This window comes from Paenibacillus sp. MT124 (genome assembly GCF_058792755.1).
The window spans coordinates 2,527,901-2,547,495 of sequence record NZ_CM179500.1 but is presented as its reverse complement, the minus strand read 5'-3'; the positions used below and the strand labels follow the sequence as shown (position 1 = coordinate 2,547,495).

The window sequence follows — 19,595 nt, the reverse complement described above, 5'->3', positions numbered from 1 at the left end:
TGCTATTAATGAGTGTGCTGTGCAAGACGGACCAGCATATGAGCCAGCATATGTCGCTCCTCTTCCTTACCAACATTCCATAGCTCCTGCAGCAGCTTCTCTTCACGATTACGCGGCTCTTCTTTGGCTGCCAGATAATCTGCTACCTTCTCGGCAATTTTCGCCATCTGCTCTTCACCTAGGCCAATGGATTCTCCCATAGCAATCCGTTTACCCAAATACTCTTTGAATGCATCGAAGTTTTGCAGAATCTGCTCTCTTTCCTCTGGTGCAATTTTGTCAATTGCATTCTCAACCTTCTCCGTTGCCACTTGACCATCTTTATGAATTACATGATTACTCTCATTCATTTTAAATTCCTCCTTGAGCGTAATGATTTGGCTTGTCATCTATAATATAAACGTCTCGCTGGAGTTTAATCAGGCTATTTTAACACTTCATCTATTAACGGGTTGCTGCATCAATTGATCGCCATATGGATATACTTCCCCAAACATACAACAGGGCACTCAGATAAAACAAAACATCAATCGTAAGCCAATCGATCAGCAGTCCGCCGATAATTACCGCAAATCCCGATGCTGCCGACGTCCAAAAATGATAATTGCCAACCGGCTTGCCCCTTTTACCTGGCTTCGTATAGTCTGCAAGCAGCACCCGTTCACTCATTCGCTGCATGGCATTGCAGAGCCCCATGATTATCTGCAGCAGCAATACCCATATGTAGCTTGTAATCCACGGAAAAGCAATCATTGCTCCAGCCATGCCCAACGAACTCATCATGAGCCATCGCTTGGCATACATGTCCAGTCGAGGGGCCAGCCACTGTGATGCAGCCGCTGAACTGATTGTAAAAACAGCAAAGGCAAGTCCATATTTGGAGAAGCTGTTCCCGAGATTTTTAAGAAACAACAAATAATAAGGATAAATCATACCCGAAGCAAGGGTAACCATGCTCTGTGAACGGACCAACCACTTCATATTCATTTACCGTTCCCCTCCGTGTTGCTCCATAAAATAGTTCATAAATACATGCTCTGGATCGTACTGTTCCTTCGCTGCAAAAAAAACGTCCTTGTGAGCATAGGCCTGATTGAATTGATCTGCTGTGGCATATGCCTCATAAGGCAGATAGTAGGTCCCTTTGAAGCGGATCACTGAATCTATGATCTTCTGCAAACTAGCCTTGAACTTACTCTGTTCTTCGTCCGACAGTGAGGCATGGAATAGGCATACCAGACCGAACATGTCCTCTGTCGCATAGGATAGAACTGCTTCATCGTCTTGTGGCACATAACGAACGGTTATGTTCAGCAGATCGAGTTTCTCTTGGGAAATAATCTCCCCCATCTCCTTAACGAAAGCAGGAAAAGCATCCATAGGGATAAAATACTCCTGCAGCAAGTCGTTAGTGCCGGGCTGATGATATTCCATAAACGCAGATGGAGAAGCCATCGCATTATTTCTACTGATCCTCGTTCCGTCCTGTGAATCGAAATATCGCTGCTGCAGTTCCCAAAACAACTCTCTGCCCCAAACCGTTCCGCGATTAAGGTTGTATAGAATCTTGGCAGGCAGCACGCCAGGTTCACGTACAGACATTTTATTATAATCCTGAAGCGAGGCTCCCGTATCCATAGCATAATTAAGAGCATACATATCGCTAAAGTACCCTTCACCCGGCTGAAGTGAGATGCGGGCCAGATGCATCCGCATGTCCGGATTGCCAAGTACATTGTTACGGAAATACGTTGGGTACGCTGCGGCCTGAATTCGGTCTACGTTAAGTTGATATAATTCATCGTCCGTCAACGTCAGCGTCACATCCAAAATCAGGCCAAAGAGTCCATATCCGCCTAATACCAACGGAAATAATTCCGAATTGGACGAACGACTCACTTCCTGGATCTGCCCATCTGCAGTCAGGAGACGAAAGGACTCCACGCTCTGAATCAGTGATCCGTTGCGAAGCTCCCTCCCGTGGGCATTCACACTAATCGAACCTCCGACCGTAAAGATATTTTGAGACTGCATATTTTTGAGCGAAAGGCCATAAGGATTGATTGCACGCTGCACATCCGCCCATGTCGCTCCGGCCTGAACGGTTATCATTTTGGCTTCCGGTTGAATGTCCAGTATACGGTTATAAGAAGTCATATCAATAATGATGCCGTCCCGGTAATAGGTATGTCCGCCCTGACTATGACGTTGTCCTGCAATGGAGACTGTCAGATGATTCTCCCTTGCATCCTTCAGCAGCTCTACAAGCTGCTGTTCCTGATGACCCTGCACGACTCGTTCCACTTTTACCGGGTGTAGGCGACTGTAGTCTGTAATGAGATATGGATTCTGATCTTCTCCTCCCGTTCTCCAATACGTCCAAATACATAAAACGAGGAGCAGCAGGAGTACACCCATTTTTTTGAACACATAACGACCTCCTTCAACCCAAAACGTTTCAAACCCATTCCAGCGGTTAATCGTTTACATATACATTACAACGTTTGGAGATGTTAAGGAACACCCTAGACCTGATTGAATAAGGAGGATATACGTATGAGTGAACCTAAAAAAGAAAAGAAAAACAAAAATCTTGAGCCAGGTGTCAATACTGTCCTACATCCTGATCCCGACAATCCTGGCCCGACAGACATGATTGAGGATGCGATTGGAGATATCGTGGACAATATTTCTGGACATCCCAAAGACAAGTCGGCAGCAACCAACCGAAATAAATCAAACGAATAGAGTCTAAACCTATTTGCAGCTCAATCAAAAAAGTCCTTCAACCTAAACAGGCTGGAGGACTTTTCGTATGTCTATGAAAGGTAAAGCTTGTCGCACCGTGCTTGTGCCTACAACTGCTTCACCTTGTTTTCGTTTTTGATCTTCTGTAACTCCTTGTGAATCCAGATAGCTGCTATAGAGCCTTCGCCCATCGCTACCGTAGCTTGCTCCGCATGAAGTCCCAAATCCCCTGCAATCCAAACATTCGGGGCAGCCTGCAAACTGCGATGATCGGCTTCAACATGTTTATTATCAGCGATAACGGCTCCGAGCTGCTCTGCCAGCTCGAAATGTACCCGGTTGCCACCAAAAGCAATAAATCCGCGTTCTGATTCATAGATCTGCCCATCTTCGGTCAGTACCCCTGTAATATATCCGTCCTCTGTTTGTTGTACTTCCTGGACCGCAGCCTCAAGATAACGTACACCTGCCTCCTTCATGCTTCGGTGAAGCTCAGCAGAGATTGGTTTCTGTTCATGGTTGATATACAGAAGATCATTGGTACGCTCGATCAGAATCATGGCCATATTGGCACCAGCTTCTCCTGATCCCAGCAATATGGTGCGACGATCCTGAATTTCATAACCATCACAGTCCGGACACACGAAGACTGATCTGCCCAGTGTTGGCCTGAGTCCCGGAATCGCGGGGAAACGGTCACTAAGCCCGGTTGCCAGCAGCACAGTCCTTGCTGAATATAAGGTGCCTGAGGAACCCGTTAATTGAATCTGTTCTCCTACTCGTTCTGCTTTAACAATACGATCCTTTTCAAATGCAACTCCGGTCTTCTGAGCTTGCATTCTGCCTTTGGATCTTAATTCTTCACCTGATATACCCTCTGGAAATCCCAAAATATTATGATAGGTTCGGCACAAGGTTGACCTGCCTTCTCCAGCATCCACCACCAGCACCTGATGCGAACTGTAACGTCCCAGCTGAATGGCAGCCTGAAGTCCTGCGAGTCCGCCACCTACAATGATGCAATCATACTCTCGCAACCTTCATCTCCTCCAGTCCATCCTTTTGTCTTGGTCTCTGTAGATCGCTTCCGATCCTTCTATACATTAAACCGCTCAATCAGACTCAAACGTCCTAGCTCTAGCTTGTACAAAAAATAAATAACCCAAACCGTCCGCATGGTTCACGGTCCGATTTGGGTCCCTTATTCCTTACATAAGATTAACATTAAAATTGATATGATTCAAAACGAGAAGCGTTGGAGATGGCATCCCAGACATCTGCTGTTTCCCCGCCCATATACCAATAAGCCAGCCCCGCTATCTTCCGGTCTGTACTCATTCTAACTTTGGCAGTTATGGAGCGGCTCTCCTCTGCCCAGATGTATCTTGCCAAGCCGTTATTCGAATAACCAATAACATATTGCTCCAAACTTGCATTCCACTGTCTCACAGAGCCCACAGCACGTGCCCGAGTTCCCTGCTCCGCAAGGGTAATATCCCATGAACCTGTTGCCGGGCTAGCCGATGACCAGTCTCTGGTGTAGAGCGGAAGCGCCAAAATAACTTTGGCACGTACAACGTCTGTAAGCATGGTATCCAGTGCTCTTTCTACCCAAGGAAGTGAGGCAACCGAACCGGCTATAGGATCTCCATTCCAATGTTCCTCATATCCCATAAGGACCATGTAATCGGACACGGCGCCAAGCTTGGCATAATCAAATGCCTCGGTCCAGTCCGTACCCAGATCAGGAGACACATCCACTGAAACGACAGCACCAATCGTATGCAGCGAAGCAGCAAGCGACGTCACAAAAGCAGTCATGCCTGCCCGATCCGCTGGCAATACGTTCTCAAAATCCACATTAATACCATCCAATTGGTATTTCTTCACATAAGCAGTAACTTGAGTGATGACCGACGTCCTGTTGGCTGAACTGGATAACATCTGGTGGGTCATCGCAGCATCGGAACGATTGCCAAGCAGAGGCCAAACTTCCCGATTGGTTGACGATGCCCATGTGAGCAGCGCAGAGTCTGTATGGTCTGTAATCTGCATGCTGCTGTTTAGAAAGAACCACCTGGGAACCAGTGTATTCACCTTGGATTGTTCAACCTGCTTCTTGAATTCCGCTGTAGTGGAGTTATACTGCCAGCCCAGTTGTATTCCCAAGGAATCAGCATTCTTAAGCTGCTGCGACCATTCTTTCTTTTGTAAAATGGCATCCAGCATCACGGCAGCTTCTTCGCGAGTCACCTGATCCTGCGGTCGGAATAAACCATCACTTCCACGCATCAGTCCGAGCTGATATACCTTCTGTACATAAGGCTTCGCCCATACCGATATATCAGATGCATCAACATAAGTTGTAGACAAAAGTCCTGTAGAACCGGACGTCTGTTTCAGCATTCTCACGAGCAGGGCAGCCGCCTCTTCTCTCGTTATGGATGCGTTCGGTTGAAACGTTCCCTGCCCTTTCCCCTCCAGAATGGATAGATTGGTCATTGCAGAGACATTGCCATAATACCATGCCGTGGTACGGGTATCATTGTATGGACTAATATTATTTTTAACAGGTTTCAAACCGAGCAATCGAACTGCAAAAGTCGCAAATTCAGCTCGTGTCACGGCCTTTTTGGGTTCGAACCTGGTTTCTGACGTTCCGGCAGCAATACCCTCGTTCACCAAATGAGTTATCGCATCTTTCGCATAACTGGTGCTAATATCCTGGAACTGCTGTTTGGCCGTTGCTGCTTCCACCGAGATGGGGAAGACTGGTACTAGTCCAAGTATACATAGAGCAACGAACAAGACTGTTGCCACTCTTCGACCCGCATGTTTCTTTATTCTATTGTTCACATCAAAAAGCCTCGCTTCATTGGAGTACGATCTTACATCATCGTATCAAATTGAAGCGAGGCCGTATGTGTTTAAATGTTGGAAATCTGCCTAAAGCTTAATTCTTATTTGTGTACTTTAACACGCTCTTCAATCGGTTGGAATTCTTTCTCGCCTGGTGTTGCTGTTGGCTTACCAAATGGCATTTGAGCGATCAGTCTCCAGTGTTCTGGAATATTCCATTCTTGTTTCACTTTCTCATCAATCAGTGGGTTGTAGTGCTGCAGGGAAGCGCCAAGACCTTCCTGTTCCAATGCTGTCCAGATCACGAGCTGCAGCATGCCGTTGGATTGATTAGCCCAGATCGGGAAATTATCCGCATAGGCTGCAAAGTTCTGTTGAAGTTGTGCAATCACATTGTTGTCTTCGAAGAACAAAATTGTACCGTATCCGCTGCGGAATCCGGCCATTTTCTCAGCTGTGGATTTGAAGGCTTCTGCATCCCCCACCACTTCACGCAAAATTTCTTCAGTGTGGTTCCACAGTTTGTCATGTTGTTCACCAAGCAAAACCACTGCACGGGAAGTTTGTGAGTTAAAAGAAGTTGGCGTATACTTTACGGCTTCCTCAACGATTTCTTGAATTTTGGCATCCGAGATCGTGGATTCTTTGCTGATTCCGTAATAGGATCTTCTGTTTTTCAAAGCGTCAAAGAAAGATTTAGACATAACGATTCGCCTCCACATTGGTTTAATATCAAGATTTTTTAAACTAACATTAGTAACTATAATATAGTAACATACATTAGTCAACAAACTATTTTATTTTCACTAAATATGCAAATATGCTAAATCAATCTTTATCGGTCTCCCGATAATCCGTACGGTACTTCTCTTCAGTCGAAGAATTGCTCTTGGTCTGATCCTTATTTTTCTCTTCTTGCTGTTCCATATTCAGGTCCTCCAAGGGGATGGGGTCCACGGTCTGCTCTTCTTCATACTGGTCAAGCAAACTTTCCTTCTCCGTCGGGTATTGTTCGGGATTATCGTGCGCATGTGCCTTATTCGGTTCTTTATTCTGACCCTGAACTTGATTTTTCATTCTTAAACGCCTCCTCTGGTTTCATTACCCTTTCTTTACCTTTTCTGCATGTCTTCTAAACACAGCAAAAAGACCACCCCGAGGATTTGGGCAGCCTTCAATCTCAATAATTAAGCAACGACCTCTTCAAAACTTAATCTTGCTTCAAAAATAATATTCTGCGCATCTGCTCCTGATCGTCCGCGAATCCATATAACGCCATCTATCGCTTCTGTTCGTTCCACAACCAGTTCTTCCTGCATTCGAATTTCCCGGTGATACGATATCTGCATGCCTGTCAGACGAGCAGTAAGTTCTTCAGCAGTAAGTGCGTCACAGCACACATCGGCATATCTCGCATTATTCATATGACCGTTGCTGTCCGTGCTGCTGTATCGAACGTTCAGGCGATAATCTTCCTGTGGCTCCAGTCCTGATGGAAGCATCACTTTCTCCGGGGGTTCACCCAGCGATAATTCGGGATGTGACTTTACTTCAAACGGCAGTGCTGCTGGTCTGAGGAGCTTTCGTTTCTCCAAATCGACAAGCGCCCAGGAAGTCCGTGCCTCCGCGATATGATTCCCCTCTGTGTCGGTAAGAACATAATCCCTCAGCCACATGACTCCTTTGTTGCCTTTATGCCAGGTCTGGAGACTGACTTCTTCCTCCAATCGAGCTTGGCGGATTATAGTCAAATCCGTTGTGATTAACATCCAGCCCAGCCCCTGATCCAGCATTTCCGATACGGTAATACCCATCCGGGCCAGATCGCGGTCTGCTGCAAGCTGCATATGTTCCAGCAATGCGGAAGGCTTGTATAATGACTTATAGTCCGATTCGGATGATCCAATTCTGTACTGAAATGCATAAGGTAGTTCCGTTGTCATTCCATTAAAACCTCCTTCGGTTCGAACCAATTGTGTGTATTGATAATGGTAAATATCATGCCGTATTCCATCACTGGGTCCTGTGTAAGCGAGTACGATATAGATCAGGTGCACAGCCCACGTTTTGTTTGAATATGCGGCTGAAATGTGACAAACGCTTAAACCCCGACAACCTACTTGCCTCAGTAACCGAAATATCCGGTTGAAATTGAAATAACAGTTTGGCCTGATTAATACGGCGGTCATACAAATATTTGAATATGGTGCTGCCTGTCATTTCTTTGAACAACCCCGCCAGGTAAGGCTTGGATAAATGAAGCTCGTTCGCCAGATCATCCAAACCAATATCCTGCATATAATGCGTATCCACATAACCCATGATGTGCTGGACATGACGCTCCTTATCCGATGAAGGGCGATGATCCACCACGATCCCATGGCAAATGCCAGCCACAAAATATAACAGGTCGCACAAACGTACTGTCATTCGTTCCTGTCTGAACTCGCCTGAATGGACCGATAGCTGATCCAGGTTCAGCAGCAGGGATTCAAATTCCGCACGGATGTCACCCGTCAGATTGATTCGGCAGTTTCGGAGCTCATCAAAAGGCATAAGTACCTCGCTGATTCGATCTGGATGAAGGCTGCTGCGAATAAGTGATGGATCAAAGTGCAGTGTTGTGCGTTCATATAAGCCGCCAGGTACCGGATGTGCCCGATGAAGCGTCATCCCATGCATTAGAATCAGATCGCCAGGTTCCAGGCTGTACACACGGTCACCTATAATATAGGTGCACTCTCCGGCATGAAAATAATAGACCTCATAGTGCGGATGAGAATGAAATCCGTCTGACGCCCCGCTGGAAAAAATGCGCGTGGAACGATAACTGTATTCCAGCGGTGCATTAAACTGATGCATACGTGTCATTTTGAGCGCCCCCTATGGGAGAGGTTTTCTTATCTAGCATAGAAGCCATGAACGTACCGCTGTTCACGGTTCAACTCATGGCCTCTTCAAAATCTCTATAATTACAACAGCTGCTCAATGCTAGCCTGAACTTCATCCATGGAATCCACAGGCTCGAAGCGTTTGACTACTTGCCCTTCGGCATTAATCAGAAACTTCGTGAAGTTCCACTTGATTGCATCACCGTGCAGCCATTCAGGTGCCTTATCCGCGACCATTAACTTCAGCAGTTTGGCTTGCACATCAGACTCGTCAAACCCGGCGAAAGGTCCCGATTTTTTCAGAAAGTCATATAGGGGATGTGCCGTGTCGCCATTTACGTCCATTTTGGAGAACATGGGGAATTTCACACCATAATTAATCTGGCAGAACGAAGCCGCTTCTTCACTGCTTCCGGGCTCCTGTTCAGCAAATTGATTGCATGGAAAACCGATAACCTGAAGGCCTTGATCCTTATACTTATCGTACAGCTTCTGGATATCATCAAACTGATGTGTATATTTGCATTTGCTTGCCGTATTCACAATCAGCACGGGCTTTCCTTCATATTGATAGAGCGGGAATCGTTCTCCGCTAGTTTTGGTAACTGTAAAATCATAGATGGTTGCCATAGATTGGTGCACCTCGTTGTTATGTAGTATGTAGAATGATACGTGTCCTCTATTATATACGAAATGATCTCTGCTGTATTAAAAAAGTATGGACATCATCATTTCAGTACTACCTTAATGGATAGAGCAGTTGGATCGGTTCTTTGATAAGTGTCTCTTGGAACAGATAATTATGATCGGCGCCTACTATACACAGAATTCTCTTATTCGGATTCGAATCCATTATGTTTTTCACCCGCTGAATCATGATTTGATTACGCACGACCCAGCGAATGTTGTGAGCTGTTGGATTGATCTGTTTTAACCATTCATATTTCAGGCGGGTCATCTCATCAAACTCCACCGAATTGAAGGGGATGTCTCCAGCTGCATGTGTACTCATTTGTTTGAGAAACCATTCATCGTCTTTTTTCTCCAACTCTTTACGTTCCACTTCAGAGTAACCGCCAAATGGATCGAAATTATTCCACACATCTAGTTCAAACCAGTCAATGGGTACAAATTCAATCTGGTTTGCCTCACATAATGGAAATATGAGCTCCCAATATTCGCTTGCCGGCTCTCCCCAATGATCCCTTATTATTGCGGTCCTTGATGTATTTCTGCCAGCTTAACGGATGTACTTCTCCGCATATGATATCCGGCTCAAATTCAGTTATAAGAGATTCGTATAGGGCGAGTGAACAATTATATTTTTCTCTCAATTCCGGATTATGAATGGTTCCGAGTATACCTGCAACAGTCATTTTCCTCACCTTCCTCTATCAAAATAAGCTGCCCGTTGAGGCAGCGTTTTTTTTCAGTTTTGAAGCATTTGCTATATGAAAATAACCCATACCATTTTCATAGAAAAAAAGTTAAAACTGACCTGTAGCAAGCATACGCTCTCTGGTAATAGGAATAAGAGATAACACAACCTCTTGAGCTGCGTTATAATCATTGCTGGATAAGGCTTGCAGCGTATCCCGATTAATCCCGATTGCACTGTAGTGTTTGATATGTGGAGTTCGCTTGAAGCGGACGATGGAATACATGTAGAGTTTATCCCGAAAGGAATCAAACGTGTTCAGCATGACGCCATTATTCAAGGATTCAACGATCTCCCGCATGAAAAGAAAATGATGTTCGGTATATAAAGGATAATCATTCCTTTTCTCGGCGGTTCGCTGAACCTCCACATGAGCTGCGAGCGATTCCAGATTTAAATAGATCTCTCGGTTCGGGTTTTTCATCATTTCAAAAGAATAAAAAAGCATGGATTGTATCTGTTCGATTAGATCAAGAAATTCTTTCCCTCCGACATCCTTAACCAAGACACCGCGATTTTTGAGAGCAGTTACATAACCTTCTGATTCAAGACGAGCAATGGCATGACGAATCGGTGTACGGCTCATCTGGAACTCCTCCGCCAATTCGTTCTCGGATAGCAGGGTTTCGGGCATTAATTCTCCGCAGACCATTCGCTCACGCAGCATCATGTATGCTGTATCGACAAGCGATATTTTGTTCATATCATAATCCCTTTCTCCCATTGATGAGGACTTCATTTGAATTTTTACGTGATCTACACATTTCACCCTATATTACCAGTCTTAGAAGAAGTTGCGCAACCAGACGGAGGCAAGAAGGAGTCCAGCACTGTATTCCAGTGTCTGGACTCCATTTTTTTAAATCAGATATTTGTTTTGAAGAGCTGTCCTCTGCTCTGCAGTAATGCCTAGTCCATCTGTAAGATAATGCTCGAAAGTCCCGTAGTTCTCGTCGATTGCTTCGAGTGCAGCTTGTATGAAGGCCGCTTTCATCATCTCCGGAATCACTCCCTGTAGTTCAGGCATTTGATCCATATATTTCTGATAATCCTTGTTGTTTCCGGATAAGAAGCGCTGCATGAGTCCGTCCACCGCGAGATTCGTCAGCTCGTAGTCTTCAATAACTACTTCTCGCGGCACACCCAAGGTGAGAAGAATCAAGGCACATACAACTCCGGTCCGGTCTTTACCCGCGGCACAGTGGAATAAGGAAGTATCCCGCTCTTCTTTTAATAGTTCATTTAGGATAAGTGCACATTTCTCCGTATTTAATATCATGGCTTTGTAGCCGGCATGCAGATCATGTCCGATCTTCTGCATTTCCTCCGGACTTGCTTCCGCCATAAAGGGAATATTCGTGTTGATCGCATGACCAATGGCTGGGCTTGGACGGCTGGCTACTTCAAAATCGCTGCGCAGATCACAAATCCAGTCAATGCCTAGCGCGGATGCCGTTTGCAGGTCCTGCTCACTAAGCTCATGCAGATCGGCAGATCGCAGCAGCATGCCCCAACGGGTCGTACGACCATCTTCTGTAAGGTAACCGCCCATATCCCGGAAATTAATTACGCCATCCGTGTAGATCATGCGGTCGTTAATGGTTGACACCGACCCATTCGTATACTTCACATGATAATAGTTGCGGCCAGGAGACACCGTTCTCGTAAATACCGCTCCTGCCGGATCAATCTGTATATCTAGCAGCGTGCTGCTGGATTCAATAAATTCCGGACTAACAGAATGGTAAACTGCCTCCACCTCCATGCTCTCTGCCATATTCCAGGCTAACGCTATCCCGTTATTTTCGCTATACTTAGCCTGAACCGTAGGGCCTTGTTTTAAAAGTGAATTAGATGTTGACATTGTTCTTCCTCCTCAAAGTAATATTCATCATTATGAATGTAATGGATTAGTTCTGACGTGTTTTTAGCTTCATTTTGTATCGGTTTGCCACAAACTCCACGCTGAATACCATGGCGAACACGACCAACCCGACAAATAAAGCTGCTGCAAAGTTATAGGATTTCATGGCATGAGTCATCTCGTAGCCAATACCTCCCGCTCCAACCGCGCCGAGAATTGTGGATTCGGCAATGCCGCCTTCCAGCTGCAGCACGCACCATGCAATAAAGGCTGTCTTCACCGTAGGCAAAATACCCTGCATGACAATTTGCAGCCAGCTGGCACCCGTAGATTGCATCGCTTCGAGTACGCCCTTGTCGATTTCCTCCAGGGACTGGGCAAATACTTTGACAAGCATACCTGCCGCAGATACAGCAATCGCAAGCACTCCGGGGAGTGGTCCGAGACCAACAGACACGATAAAGATGAGAGCCCACACGATGGTAGGAATCGCACGAAGCAAGGAAGCAGCACTTCGAATGATCCAAGCAACGAACGGATGAGGCGTCAAATTGCTTGCAGCCAAAAAGGAGAGAAAGAACGCTACGACAATCCCCAGCACCGATCCAAGAATGGCCACTTGCAATGACTCTACAGCAGCGAGCAGGACATGGCGCCAGGCTGAGAAATCAGGTGGAAACATGGTTCCCATGTAACCACCGAGTTTCGTAAAGCCTTGGGCAATCTTGGAATAGTCGAACTGCAGCTGAACGAGACTGAACACAAAAAGCACAGCAATAAGCGGCAGACCGATCACTAACAGCTTGTTCCTCTTCGGCTTGGGTGGCTCTGGCATGGAAGTATACAGCGTAAAAGATGGCTTCACTTCGTTCATTTGCATACTCATATGATTCGCTCCCTTACGCGATTGGTGATCGTTTCCACAACAAGAACGATAACGAGTACAAGCAGCACGGCCATGCTGGCTTCCTGATACTGAAACAACTTCAGTTTGGATTGCAGGATAAAGCCGAGGCCACCGCCTCCAACCATGCCTACAATCGTGGATGCGCGTACGTTGATTTCGAAGTTGTACAAGCTCCAGCCGATAAACCCGGGAAGGAATTGTGGAAATACGGCTTGGGACAACACTTGAAAATAACTTCCACCAGCAGCACGAACCGCCTCTACCTGCCCCATATCAATCTCTTCAAGCACCTCGGCAAAGGAACGCGTCAGCATCCCAATCGAGATCAAAATTAGCGACATTGTACCAACTACAGCACCAAGTCCAAACGCTGCAACAAGCAGTATCGTCCAGATAATGACCGGAATGTTACGAAACAGCGATGTAGCTGCACGAACAAATACCTGAAGGTAAGGGTGCGGGCTTGTCGTGGCTGCGGCTAAAAAGGATAACATTCCTGCTACAACCGACCCGATGACCATCGCTACCACACTCATATAAAGGGTCTGCAGTGCAGGTTCTATGAGCTGGGAAAGCGAAGAAAGATCAGGTGGAAGAAAATCAAAAAAGATAAATCGGAAGCTCTCTCCTATCCCTGCGAATAAAGCTCCTAATGAAAACTCTGCGCCGATGGAAGACCAGATGATAAGAGCCAACAGCACGATAAAGAACAATATCGTCTGCATGCGTTTCATTTTTCGGGCAGATTGCAACTGAGCCGCATTCATGTCAGGCTGTCTCCTTCACTTGGGGATTGGTCTGGTTGTAAATGAGCCGGATCATATCTTCCGTCAGTTCTTCAGGTGTTCCGTCAAAGACCTTGGACCCTTTATGAATGCCGATGATACGTGTTGCATATTTCTTCGCGATATCCACCTGATGCAGATTGCACAGGCAGGCAATGCCTTCCTCTTTGCAGATCGTATACAGATAATGCATGATCGTCTCCGAGGAAGCAGGGTCGAGACTGGCTATCGGTTCATCCGCCAGTATCAAATCCGGCTTCTGCGAAAGGGCACGTGCAATGCCTACTCTCTGCTGCTGACCTCCACTGAGCTCATCTGCTCTCTTGTACATCTGTTCATGTAAACCAACACGGTGAAGCATGACCTTGGCTGCTTCTGTATCTGCTTTGGAGTAGAGACCCAGTGCCCCTTTGAGCGGATTCATGTAGCCTAATCGTCCATGCAGCACGTTATTAAGAACGGATACCCGTGTGACCAGATTATACCCCTGAAAGATCATGCCCATATGACGGCGGAGTTCCCGAAGCTTCTTACCCTTGATGCCCATAGTTTCACTGCCTTTAAACTGGATCTTTCCGTTTGTCGGCTCGATCATTCGGTTCAGGCTTCGCAGCAAGGTGCTCTTCCCGGCGCCGCTCGGTCCAATGACGACAACGAATTCTCCGGCATTAATCGTCAGGTTCAAGTTATCAAGTGCTTTTGTTCCGTCGGGATATACCTTGGACAACCCTTCCACCTGTAAAAGTGTCATGTTATTTCCTCCTTATCTTTCACGTTTGAATTCTATTTCTTCAACAGTTCCTCTGGGGACATATCCAGTGCTTTGGCGACTTCCCGGATTGGATCAAAATCACTGTCACTGCCTTCTACAAAACGGGCTGCTCCTACACTTTCGAGGAATTTAGGATTTTTCGTATCATAGTCCAGCATGAGCTCACGCAGCTGTGTAACCAATTCTTCTGGCAAGTCTTGACGATAAAGCAGTGGAGCACCGCCGACGATCGGATCCGACTCGGCAATTACGCGGAAATCTTCTTCTTTAATAAGTCCTGATTCTGCCATCATCGGCACCATGAGACTTGACGTACCAATCGCATCCGCATTGCCGTTTGCCAGTGCAAGCAGTGATTTGTCATGTCCACCAGAGAACGCTACACTGCCGAAAAAGGAATCCAGCTCCTTATTGGAAAGACCCAGCTCTTTCATCAATGTGGCACGTGGGTACAAATTGCCGGAAGTTGATGCCGGATCAGCAAACAAAAAATCTTTCCCTTTAAGGTCCTGTACACTTTGATATGGAGAGTCATTACGAACGAGGATGACCGTATTCGATTGTTGATCACTTTCGGAACGGACAAGCAGCTTGGCATTGGCTCGTTCCGTAGCGATGATGTAACCAAACGGTCCGATCAGTCCAATTTCGATTTTGCCTGCACGCAGGGCTTCGATGACCATGTTATAATCTTCAGCTACAAAAATTTCAGCAGGGATACCGGTTGCTTCTGTAATATCTGTTGCTAGCTGTTCCTGGGAACGGTTCATCTCGCCCTCTTCGCTTGGCATAATACCGATTCGGATGACTTCGGGCATTCCACCTTCACTCGAACTTGAGCTAGCTGAGGCCCCGCATCCCGACAGGATGACAAGCATAAATACAAGCGAGAGGATCAAGCTTTGATAACTTTTGCGTTTACTATTTTTCACAATGTATACCCTCCTGAAATGTGGTTGATTCCATACCGGATATTCCTCTGGTACACAAGTAGGATACAAGTTGAATGTAAGAAGAATGATTTGGTAAATCATCGGATTTGTAAAACATTCAAGGGTATTAGTAGTCCTGAAATTAAATAAATACACCAAATGATGTGATAAACAACTATCTTCAGGGAGGATATTTGTTAGTTTCTGAATGGAAAGAGAAGTATCGATTTACTCATATAGGAGGGATGGATTTATTTCCGAAACCTAAAAAAGAAGCAGAAAATGAACGGCTACACAAGCCCGTCATTGTCTGCTCATCCTTTAAATTATTTGGAAATAAAGCTGTGAAGCTTATATCTGCTATTTACAATCCTGAGAATCATAAGCTGCGATTAGTCCTATTCTCTTTTTACAATTCCATAATAGATCAGGTTTTCGTATTGGCCTTCTTTCTTCACATGATCAATCAATATACCTTCCTGGGTCATGCCAATCTTTTGAAGGACTTTTCCAGATGCCGGATTAGAAGCAAAGTGTCGCCCATATACTTTATGATATTTTTTCACATGAAAGGCAAAGTGCAACATCGCTTGTGAAGATTCTGTCGCATAACCCTTTCCCCAATACGCCTCACCGATCCAATAAGCAATTTCGCCATGATCATACCGATGATCACAAGATAAGGCTATCGCACCATATAGTGTTCCTGCTGCCCTATTGCAAATCGCAAATTCATAGTGTTTCCCTTTCTCGAAATTATGTCGGTGATGCTGAATCCAGGATAACGCACAGTCCAATGTGTAAGGGTATGGTAACGTAAGCGTGCTTTTATAAATATTGTAGTTGTTACACAGCTCAGCTACAGCGGCAGCATCGGATTCGTCGAACAATCTCAGGCACAGCCGCTCCGTAGTCAACGTTTGTTGAATGTCATCATACTGCATGAGGGCTCTCTCTTTCCGCGATGCTTCGCTTTTTATTTCCTTCATAAAAGTTATGAGTGGAGAAACTCATGTTTTTTGTTATCCGTTAAGATGATCAGTTTGTGATGATATGGATGCAATCTTTTTTCAAAATCCACCCGGTTTCTCTCAAAATCCCTTGTCCATTTGTACATCATTTTTAACATCTGTACATCAGATGTGTAATGACTCTTTTCAATTCCTAGATTTTGTTTGATAAATCGCAAGAAAATTCTCATGTTCCGTTTCCACAAGGGTGTATCCAAAAAGATAATGGTATCTGCCATGTCCCATAAGCATCGGTAAGATGCCCGATCCGTTCCTTCAAATATCCATGCTCCGTGACGGTCAATGTCCTGAATCACCGCAATTTGCTCATCCGGTGTACGTTTATTTCTACCATGAGGTGTCTCATGATGGACGATCGTATCCAGCTCATACCACGGTATATTTATTTTTTGAGAGATTTCCTTAGCCAATGTCGTTTTGCCACTTGCCACAATACCCAGGATTAAAATCTTTTTCATTTAAATCTCTCCTACGAATTACGCTCTTTGGACCGTTCCGAACGAAATTTTCATACTTGGTGCATACGTTAGCCAGGACTCCTGATTGAATCTCTTGGAAAACGTTAATTCAGCTTCATATTGCTCGCGTGCTTCCTCTGGCTGTAATTCTCTATTCACTAAGTTGTCTAAGCTCTCATCGGAATCATCAGGTTCCTGGCCAAAACCTTCTTCTCTCAATGAACCAAACAAAGCGCTTTTGCTGTCCATATCCATGTTCTGATCCAAAAAGTTAACCTTATCACTCATCCTGCACTCCACGTTCTGTAAACCCAATTGACTCATTCGTATAGGCAACCTTATCCCAATGTTCCCATCCTTACCTGTACGTCTGTAGTCGTTCTCAAATAGCTTTTGCAGGACGCCTAACTTCACTATTTGGCTTTGTTCAACACCATCCAGATGACAGTTCGCCATATTACCAATCCAATGTGGTTCGAAACAGATGACCTTTCCTTGATCCTTCACACTATCAATCATCTTCTGTAGGATCACTTCTGAGTTATTCATATGTAATAAAAAAGCATGACTCACGGCAATGTCATACTTCTCTTCTACGTCTAATTGTTCTATGTCCCCTGATATAAACTCAGTCTGAAATGGAACGTTTGAGAACATCTCTCTCGCTTCTTTTATCAATTCCTCCCCCTTGTCCACCCCCGTATAGCTTGAACCTTCAGGCAACAATGGAAGGAGTTTAAGACCTAGATATCCGAACCCGCAACCATAATCAATAATGCTTACAGGATTGGTGATTTTCCACACGCACTGTACAAGAAATTGCAGGTAATCATCATTATAATAGAGCCCCCGCGTATACCTCAGATATTCAATTTTGTTGTCCCAATAGTATTCAGACATCATTCCATGCTCCCTCCCTTTGTACGTTTTTTATAGATCTACTGATATATCGTTATTTACCGTTCCCTCAAATCATCTGGAAGTCTTACCATGAATCGATCCTGGTTTCTATGGAATTGATACTGTTCGTATAGTTCATGTGCATCTAATGTTCCGAGTAGTCCCATTACATTTTTGAAGCGGTCCGACTGTGTAATTACTTCAATGAGTTTCTTCCCCAGGCCCTGTCCCCGATAATCCTCATGGATAAAAACATCACAAAGCCAGAACATGGTAGCCTCATCGGTTACCACCCTCGCAAATCCCACTTGGATCTCCGCTTTGTAGATTCCATAACATATGGAAGCACTGATGGATTTCTCAATGATTTCTTCTGAGCGCCTGTTCGCCCAGTAGCTTCTTGCAAGAAAGCTTTTTACCGTAGGAAGGTCGATCTTTTCTTGGTTATCACTAATAAGATATTCTCCATATACGAAATCCATTGACCCATCTCCTCCGGATATGTTTCGTTCTTCCTACGAAAATTTTCTCCCTAAAAATAATGCCACTCTGTGTTCTTTATAAATGGTTCCGCCTGATCTATCAATTGAATTTTTAATCTTATTTAATAAGATATCTTTTGGTTTATAGGGAAGCTGTCTATGCTTCGAATTCGTGTTAAGTAATGCAACGTAGTCGCCGCTTGAATATGTAAGAATTTCAGTATATTCTCGCACCATTACATTGGTGAAGATTCCTGTCTCTTCCGTGATTGCTCTTCTTTCTTCGATGGTTTCTTCGGGGGTTTGGAACGTTGAATCGTCCAAATGTGGTGCAAGTTCTTTATAGTGAGATCGTATTTCGTTATGGAGCTCATCAAACATGGGCACATGTATGGTCCAAAAAAGGCAATGGAACCCGAACTCTCAAGAAGTTCCCATACTTTACGATAACCAAACTTGGGTTCGATAAAATGAAATGCTGTGCCTGAAATGGCTAACTTGAAAGGACCCCCTTCACCGCTCCATTCTTCAAACGAGCTATGAATCACCTTGATCGTTTCGTAGGATTTAAATTTCTCTGCAGTGAACTGGGCCAATCTGTCACCATATTCAATACAGGTAATTTGTTTGTAATCTCTTTCGATCATTCCTCCCGTGGCTTGGCCTGTCCCACAACCAATCTCCAGAATTTTATCTTCTCTATCCAGATTTGAATAATCAAATATATCGTTATACATTTCATTTGGGTAGGTAGGTCTATATTTTTCATATTCATTTGCAATTGAATTAAACGTCTCTTTATTCTCCAATTCAATAACCTCCTACGGTTCTAATTTAGTATTCATCTAAATGAACTGAAGTGAATGGCAAGTATAATCAAAATTGTTGGGTCATCCATTCCTCTCTTAATAATCCCATACGGATCGAATCATAGTATGTATTATTGTAGAGGCGGCACTTCCGAAGTCTTCCTTCCAGCTGCATACCCAGTTTCTCTGCGACCTTCATCATTCTTTCATTTCCTGACCAAGTTGTTAATCCTACTCGGACTATAGGTAGCTTATTGAACAAATAGTCGATCCACATCTTCAAAACAGCCGTTCCATATCCACCATTCCAATACTCAGGTTTATATATGACGATCCCCACTTCCATCCAATTGGACGGTTTGTGCTCCCAATAATAATTCACTGTGCCCACGATCTCATCATTAATTTGAATAATCATTCTGTGAGAGGGCTCAATGTCTTTTAGCATTTCCTTACTCGTATATTCTTGAAAAACAGTATAACTGACATGCTCCAATGGAAAATAAGGAGCGTCCCACTTTTTCCATTCCGGTTGTTCCTCTTCATATATCAGCTCGTAAAGCTCAGGGATATCTTCGGGCTCTATCTCCCTTATTAGAACTTTATGATTTAACACCATGGTTTCACTAATGATCATAGAGTTTTAACTCCTATTCTTTTTCGATGTATTAGTCCTATGCCTATCAGTAAATCAGATAAGGGCCGAACTGCTCTGTTGC

General features: G+C 44.7%; 24 protein-coding genes. 1 reads left to right on the top strand and 23 read right to left on the bottom strand.

Going from position 1 to position 19,595, the window contains the following annotated elements:
• Nucleotides 1-5: 5 nt before the first annotated feature.
• The 3 genes from AC3RCI_RS11895 to AC3RCI_RS11885 form a co-directional block, all read right to left on the bottom strand.
• The gene (locus AC3RCI_RS11895) at nt 6-350 is read right to left on the bottom strand and encodes a DUF3243 domain-containing protein (RefSeq protein ID WP_095287616.1); all 345 of its coding nucleotides are present in this window, start codon (nt 348-350) and stop codon (nt 6-8) included.
• Between the two features lie 94 nt (nt 351-444).
• Nucleotides 445-987 (bottom strand): MFS transporter, encoded by a 543-nt coding sequence (locus AC3RCI_RS11890; protein WP_492529091.1) that lies wholly within the window; start codon nt 985-987, stop codon nt 445-447.
• Nucleotides 988-2,430, bottom strand: a complete 1,443-nt coding sequence (locus AC3RCI_RS11885) for an FAD-binding oxidoreductase (RefSeq protein ID WP_492529089.1) — start codon at nt 2,428-2,430, stop codon at nt 988-990.
• 126 nt (nt 2,431-2,556) lie between these two features.
• Here AC3RCI_RS11885 and AC3RCI_RS11880 point away from each other — a divergent pair, with 126 nt between their 5' ends.
• On the top strand, nt 2,557-2,748 hold the full coding sequence (locus AC3RCI_RS11880; protein WP_492529087.1) for a hypothetical protein: 192 nt from the start codon (nt 2,557-2,559) through the stop codon (nt 2,746-2,748).
• Nucleotides 2,749-2,855: 107 nt separating this feature from the next.
• Here the strand turns inward: AC3RCI_RS11880 and AC3RCI_RS11875 are convergent, their stop codons facing one another.
• The 20 genes from AC3RCI_RS11875 to AC3RCI_RS11780 form a co-directional block, all read right to left on the bottom strand.
• Nucleotides 2,856-3,785, bottom strand: coding sequence for an NAD(P)/FAD-dependent oxidoreductase (locus AC3RCI_RS11875; protein WP_492529085.1), 930 nt, complete (start codon nt 3,783-3,785; stop codon nt 2,856-2,858).
• A gap of 187 nt (nt 3,786-3,972) precedes the next feature.
• Nucleotides 3,973-5,604 (bottom strand): S-layer homology domain-containing protein, encoded by a 1,632-nt coding sequence (locus tag AC3RCI_RS11870; RefSeq protein WP_492529083.1) that lies wholly within the window; start codon nt 5,602-5,604, stop codon nt 3,973-3,975.
• A 104-nt stretch (nt 5,605-5,708) separates the two neighbouring features.
• The gene (locus AC3RCI_RS11865) at nt 5,709-6,311 is read right to left on the bottom strand and encodes a nitroreductase family protein (RefSeq protein WP_153978099.1); all 603 of its coding nucleotides are present in this window, start codon (nt 6,309-6,311) and stop codon (nt 5,709-5,711) included.
• Nucleotides 6,312-6,435: 124 nt separating this feature from the next.
• On the bottom strand, nt 6,436-6,684 hold the full coding sequence (locus AC3RCI_RS11860; protein WP_492529081.1) for a YczO family protein: 249 nt from the start codon (nt 6,682-6,684) through the stop codon (nt 6,436-6,438).
• Between the two features lie 110 nt (nt 6,685-6,794).
• Nucleotides 6,795-7,550, bottom strand: a complete 756-nt coding sequence (locus AC3RCI_RS11855) for an acyl-[acyl-carrier-protein] thioesterase (protein ID WP_492529079.1) — start codon at nt 7,548-7,550, stop codon at nt 6,795-6,797.
• A 70-nt stretch (nt 7,551-7,620) separates the two neighbouring features.
• A complete protein-coding gene (locus tag AC3RCI_RS11850; RefSeq protein ID WP_127536165.1) occupies nt 7,621-8,478 on the bottom strand; it encodes a helix-turn-helix transcriptional regulator in 858 nt (285 codons plus the stop codon).
• A gap of 101 nt (nt 8,479-8,579) precedes the next feature.
• Nucleotides 8,580-9,128 (bottom strand): glutathione peroxidase, encoded by a 549-nt coding sequence (locus tag AC3RCI_RS11845; protein WP_127536166.1) that lies wholly within the window; start codon nt 9,126-9,128, stop codon nt 8,580-8,582.
• A 109-nt stretch (nt 9,129-9,237) separates the two neighbouring features.
• Nucleotides 9,238-9,561 (bottom strand): hypothetical protein, encoded by a 324-nt coding sequence (locus AC3RCI_RS11840; RefSeq protein WP_492529077.1) that lies wholly within the window; start codon nt 9,559-9,561, stop codon nt 9,238-9,240.
• A gap of 424 nt (nt 9,562-9,985) precedes the next feature.
• Nucleotides 9,986-10,639 (bottom strand): GntR family transcriptional regulator, encoded by a 654-nt coding sequence (locus tag AC3RCI_RS11835; RefSeq protein WP_492529075.1) that lies wholly within the window; start codon nt 10,637-10,639, stop codon nt 9,986-9,988.
• A 156-nt stretch (nt 10,640-10,795) separates the two neighbouring features.
• On the bottom strand, nt 10,796-11,800 hold the full coding sequence (locus AC3RCI_RS11830) for a tyrosine-protein phosphatase (protein ID WP_492529073.1): 1,005 nt from the start codon (nt 11,798-11,800) through the stop codon (nt 10,796-10,798).
• Nucleotides 11,801-11,846: 46 nt separating this feature from the next.
• Nucleotides 11,847-12,686, bottom strand: a complete 840-nt coding sequence (phnE, locus tag AC3RCI_RS11825; RefSeq protein ID WP_492529071.1) for a phosphonate ABC transporter, permease protein PhnE — start codon at nt 12,684-12,686, stop codon at nt 11,847-11,849.
• The gene (phnE, locus tag AC3RCI_RS11820; RefSeq protein ID WP_492529069.1) at nt 12,683-13,474 is read right to left on the bottom strand and encodes a phosphonate ABC transporter, permease protein PhnE; all 792 of its coding nucleotides are present in this window, start codon (nt 13,472-13,474) and stop codon (nt 12,683-12,685) included. Before phnE (AC3RCI_RS11820) ends, phnE (AC3RCI_RS11825) begins: the two co-directional genes overlap by 4 nt.
• A 1-nt stretch (nt 13,475) precedes the next feature.
• Entirely contained in the window at nt 13,476-14,243 is a 768-nt protein-coding gene (gene phnC / locus AC3RCI_RS11815) for a phosphonate ABC transporter ATP-binding protein (protein WP_127536172.1), read from the bottom strand.
• Between the two features lie 32 nt (nt 14,244-14,275).
• Nucleotides 14,276-15,196: a phosphate/phosphite/phosphonate ABC transporter substrate-binding protein gene (locus AC3RCI_RS11810; protein ID WP_246058076.1), complete on the bottom strand. Its 921-nt coding sequence runs from the start codon at nt 15,194-15,196 to the stop codon at nt 14,276-14,278.
• Between the two features lie 398 nt (nt 15,197-15,594).
• The gene (locus AC3RCI_RS11805; RefSeq protein ID WP_492529067.1) at nt 15,595-16,140 is read right to left on the bottom strand and encodes a GNAT family N-acetyltransferase; all 546 of its coding nucleotides are present in this window, start codon (nt 16,138-16,140) and stop codon (nt 15,595-15,597) included.
• 50 nt (nt 16,141-16,190) lie between these two features.
• The gene (locus tag AC3RCI_RS11800; protein WP_492529065.1) at nt 16,191-16,685 is read right to left on the bottom strand and encodes a P-loop NTPase family protein; all 495 of its coding nucleotides are present in this window, start codon (nt 16,683-16,685) and stop codon (nt 16,191-16,193) included.
• Nucleotides 16,686-16,703: 18 nt separating this feature from the next.
• On the bottom strand, nt 16,704-17,585 hold the full coding sequence (locus tag AC3RCI_RS11795; RefSeq protein ID WP_492529880.1) for a class I SAM-dependent methyltransferase: 882 nt from the start codon (nt 17,583-17,585) through the stop codon (nt 16,704-16,706).
• Nucleotides 17,586-17,641: 56 nt separating this feature from the next.
• Nucleotides 17,642-18,067 (bottom strand): GNAT family N-acetyltransferase, encoded by a 426-nt coding sequence (locus AC3RCI_RS11790; RefSeq protein ID WP_492529063.1) that lies wholly within the window; start codon nt 18,065-18,067, stop codon nt 17,642-17,644.
• 236 nt (nt 18,068-18,303) lie between these two features.
• A complete protein-coding gene (locus AC3RCI_RS11785) occupies nt 18,304-18,876 on the bottom strand; it encodes an rRNA adenine N-6-methyltransferase family protein (protein WP_492529061.1) in 573 nt (190 codons plus the stop codon).
• Nucleotides 18,877-18,943: 67 nt separating this feature from the next.
• A complete protein-coding gene (locus tag AC3RCI_RS11780) occupies nt 18,944-19,507 on the bottom strand; it encodes a GNAT family N-acetyltransferase (RefSeq protein WP_492529878.1) in 564 nt (187 codons plus the stop codon).
• Between the last annotated feature and the right edge of the window lie 88 nt (nt 19,508-19,595).

Bases quoted from the DNA above. Each gene is read 5' to 3' on its own strand.
- phnC (WP_127536172.1), bottom strand. From the start codon at position 14,243: ATGACACTTTTACAGGTGGAAGGGTTGTCCAAGGTATATCCCGACGGA.
- AC3RCI_RS11860 (WP_492529081.1), bottom strand. From the start codon at position 6,684: ATGAAAAATCAAGTTCAGGGTCAGAATAAAGAACCGAATAAGGCACAT.
- AC3RCI_RS11795 (WP_492529880.1), bottom strand. From the start codon at position 17,585: ATGTCTGAATACTATTGGGACAACAAAATTGAATATCTGAGGTATACG.
- AC3RCI_RS11855 (WP_492529079.1), bottom strand. From the start codon at position 7,550: ATGACAACGGAACTACCTTATGCATTTCAGTACAGAATTGGATCATCC.
- AC3RCI_RS11890 (WP_492529091.1), bottom strand. From the start codon at position 987: ATGAATATGAAGTGGTTGGTCCGTTCACAGAGCATGGTTACCCTTGCT.
- AC3RCI_RS11895 (WP_095287616.1), bottom strand. From the start codon at position 350: ATGAATGAGAGTAATCATGTAATTCATAAAGATGGTCAAGTGGCAACG.
- AC3RCI_RS11790 (WP_492529063.1), bottom strand. From the start codon at position 18,067: ATGGATTTCGTATATGGAGAATATCTTATTAGTGATAACCAAGAAAAG.
- AC3RCI_RS11845 (WP_127536166.1), bottom strand. From the start codon at position 9,128: ATGGCAACCATCTATGATTTTACAGTTACCAAAACTAGCGGAGAACGA.
- AC3RCI_RS11800 (WP_492529065.1), bottom strand. From the start codon at position 16,685: ATGAAAAAGATTTTAATCCTGGGTATTGTGGCAAGTGGCAAAACGACA.
- phnE (WP_492529071.1), bottom strand. From the start codon at position 12,686: ATGAGTATGCAAATGAACGAAGTGAAGCCATCTTTTACGCTGTATACT.
- AC3RCI_RS11830 (WP_492529073.1), bottom strand. From the start codon at position 11,800: ATGTCAACATCTAATTCACTTTTAAAACAAGGCCCTACGGTTCAGGCT.
- AC3RCI_RS11850 (WP_127536165.1), bottom strand. From the start codon at position 8,478: ATGACACGTATGCATCAGTTTAATGCACCGCTGGAATACAGTTATCGT.
- AC3RCI_RS11805 (WP_492529067.1), bottom strand. From the start codon at position 16,140: ATGCAGTATGATGACATTCAACAAACGTTGACTACGGAGCGGCTGTGC.
- AC3RCI_RS11865 (WP_153978099.1), bottom strand. From the start codon at position 6,311: ATGTCTAAATCTTTCTTTGACGCTTTGAAAAACAGAAGATCCTATTAC.
- phnE (WP_492529069.1), bottom strand. From the start codon at position 13,474: ATGAATGCGGCTCAGTTGCAATCTGCCCGAAAAATGAAACGCATGCAG.
- AC3RCI_RS11880 (WP_492529087.1), top strand. From the start codon at position 2,557: ATGAGTGAACCTAAAAAAGAAAAGAAAAACAAAAATCTTGAGCCAGGT.
- AC3RCI_RS11835 (WP_492529075.1), bottom strand. From the start codon at position 10,639: ATGAACAAAATATCGCTTGTCGATACAGCATACATGATGCTGCGTGAG.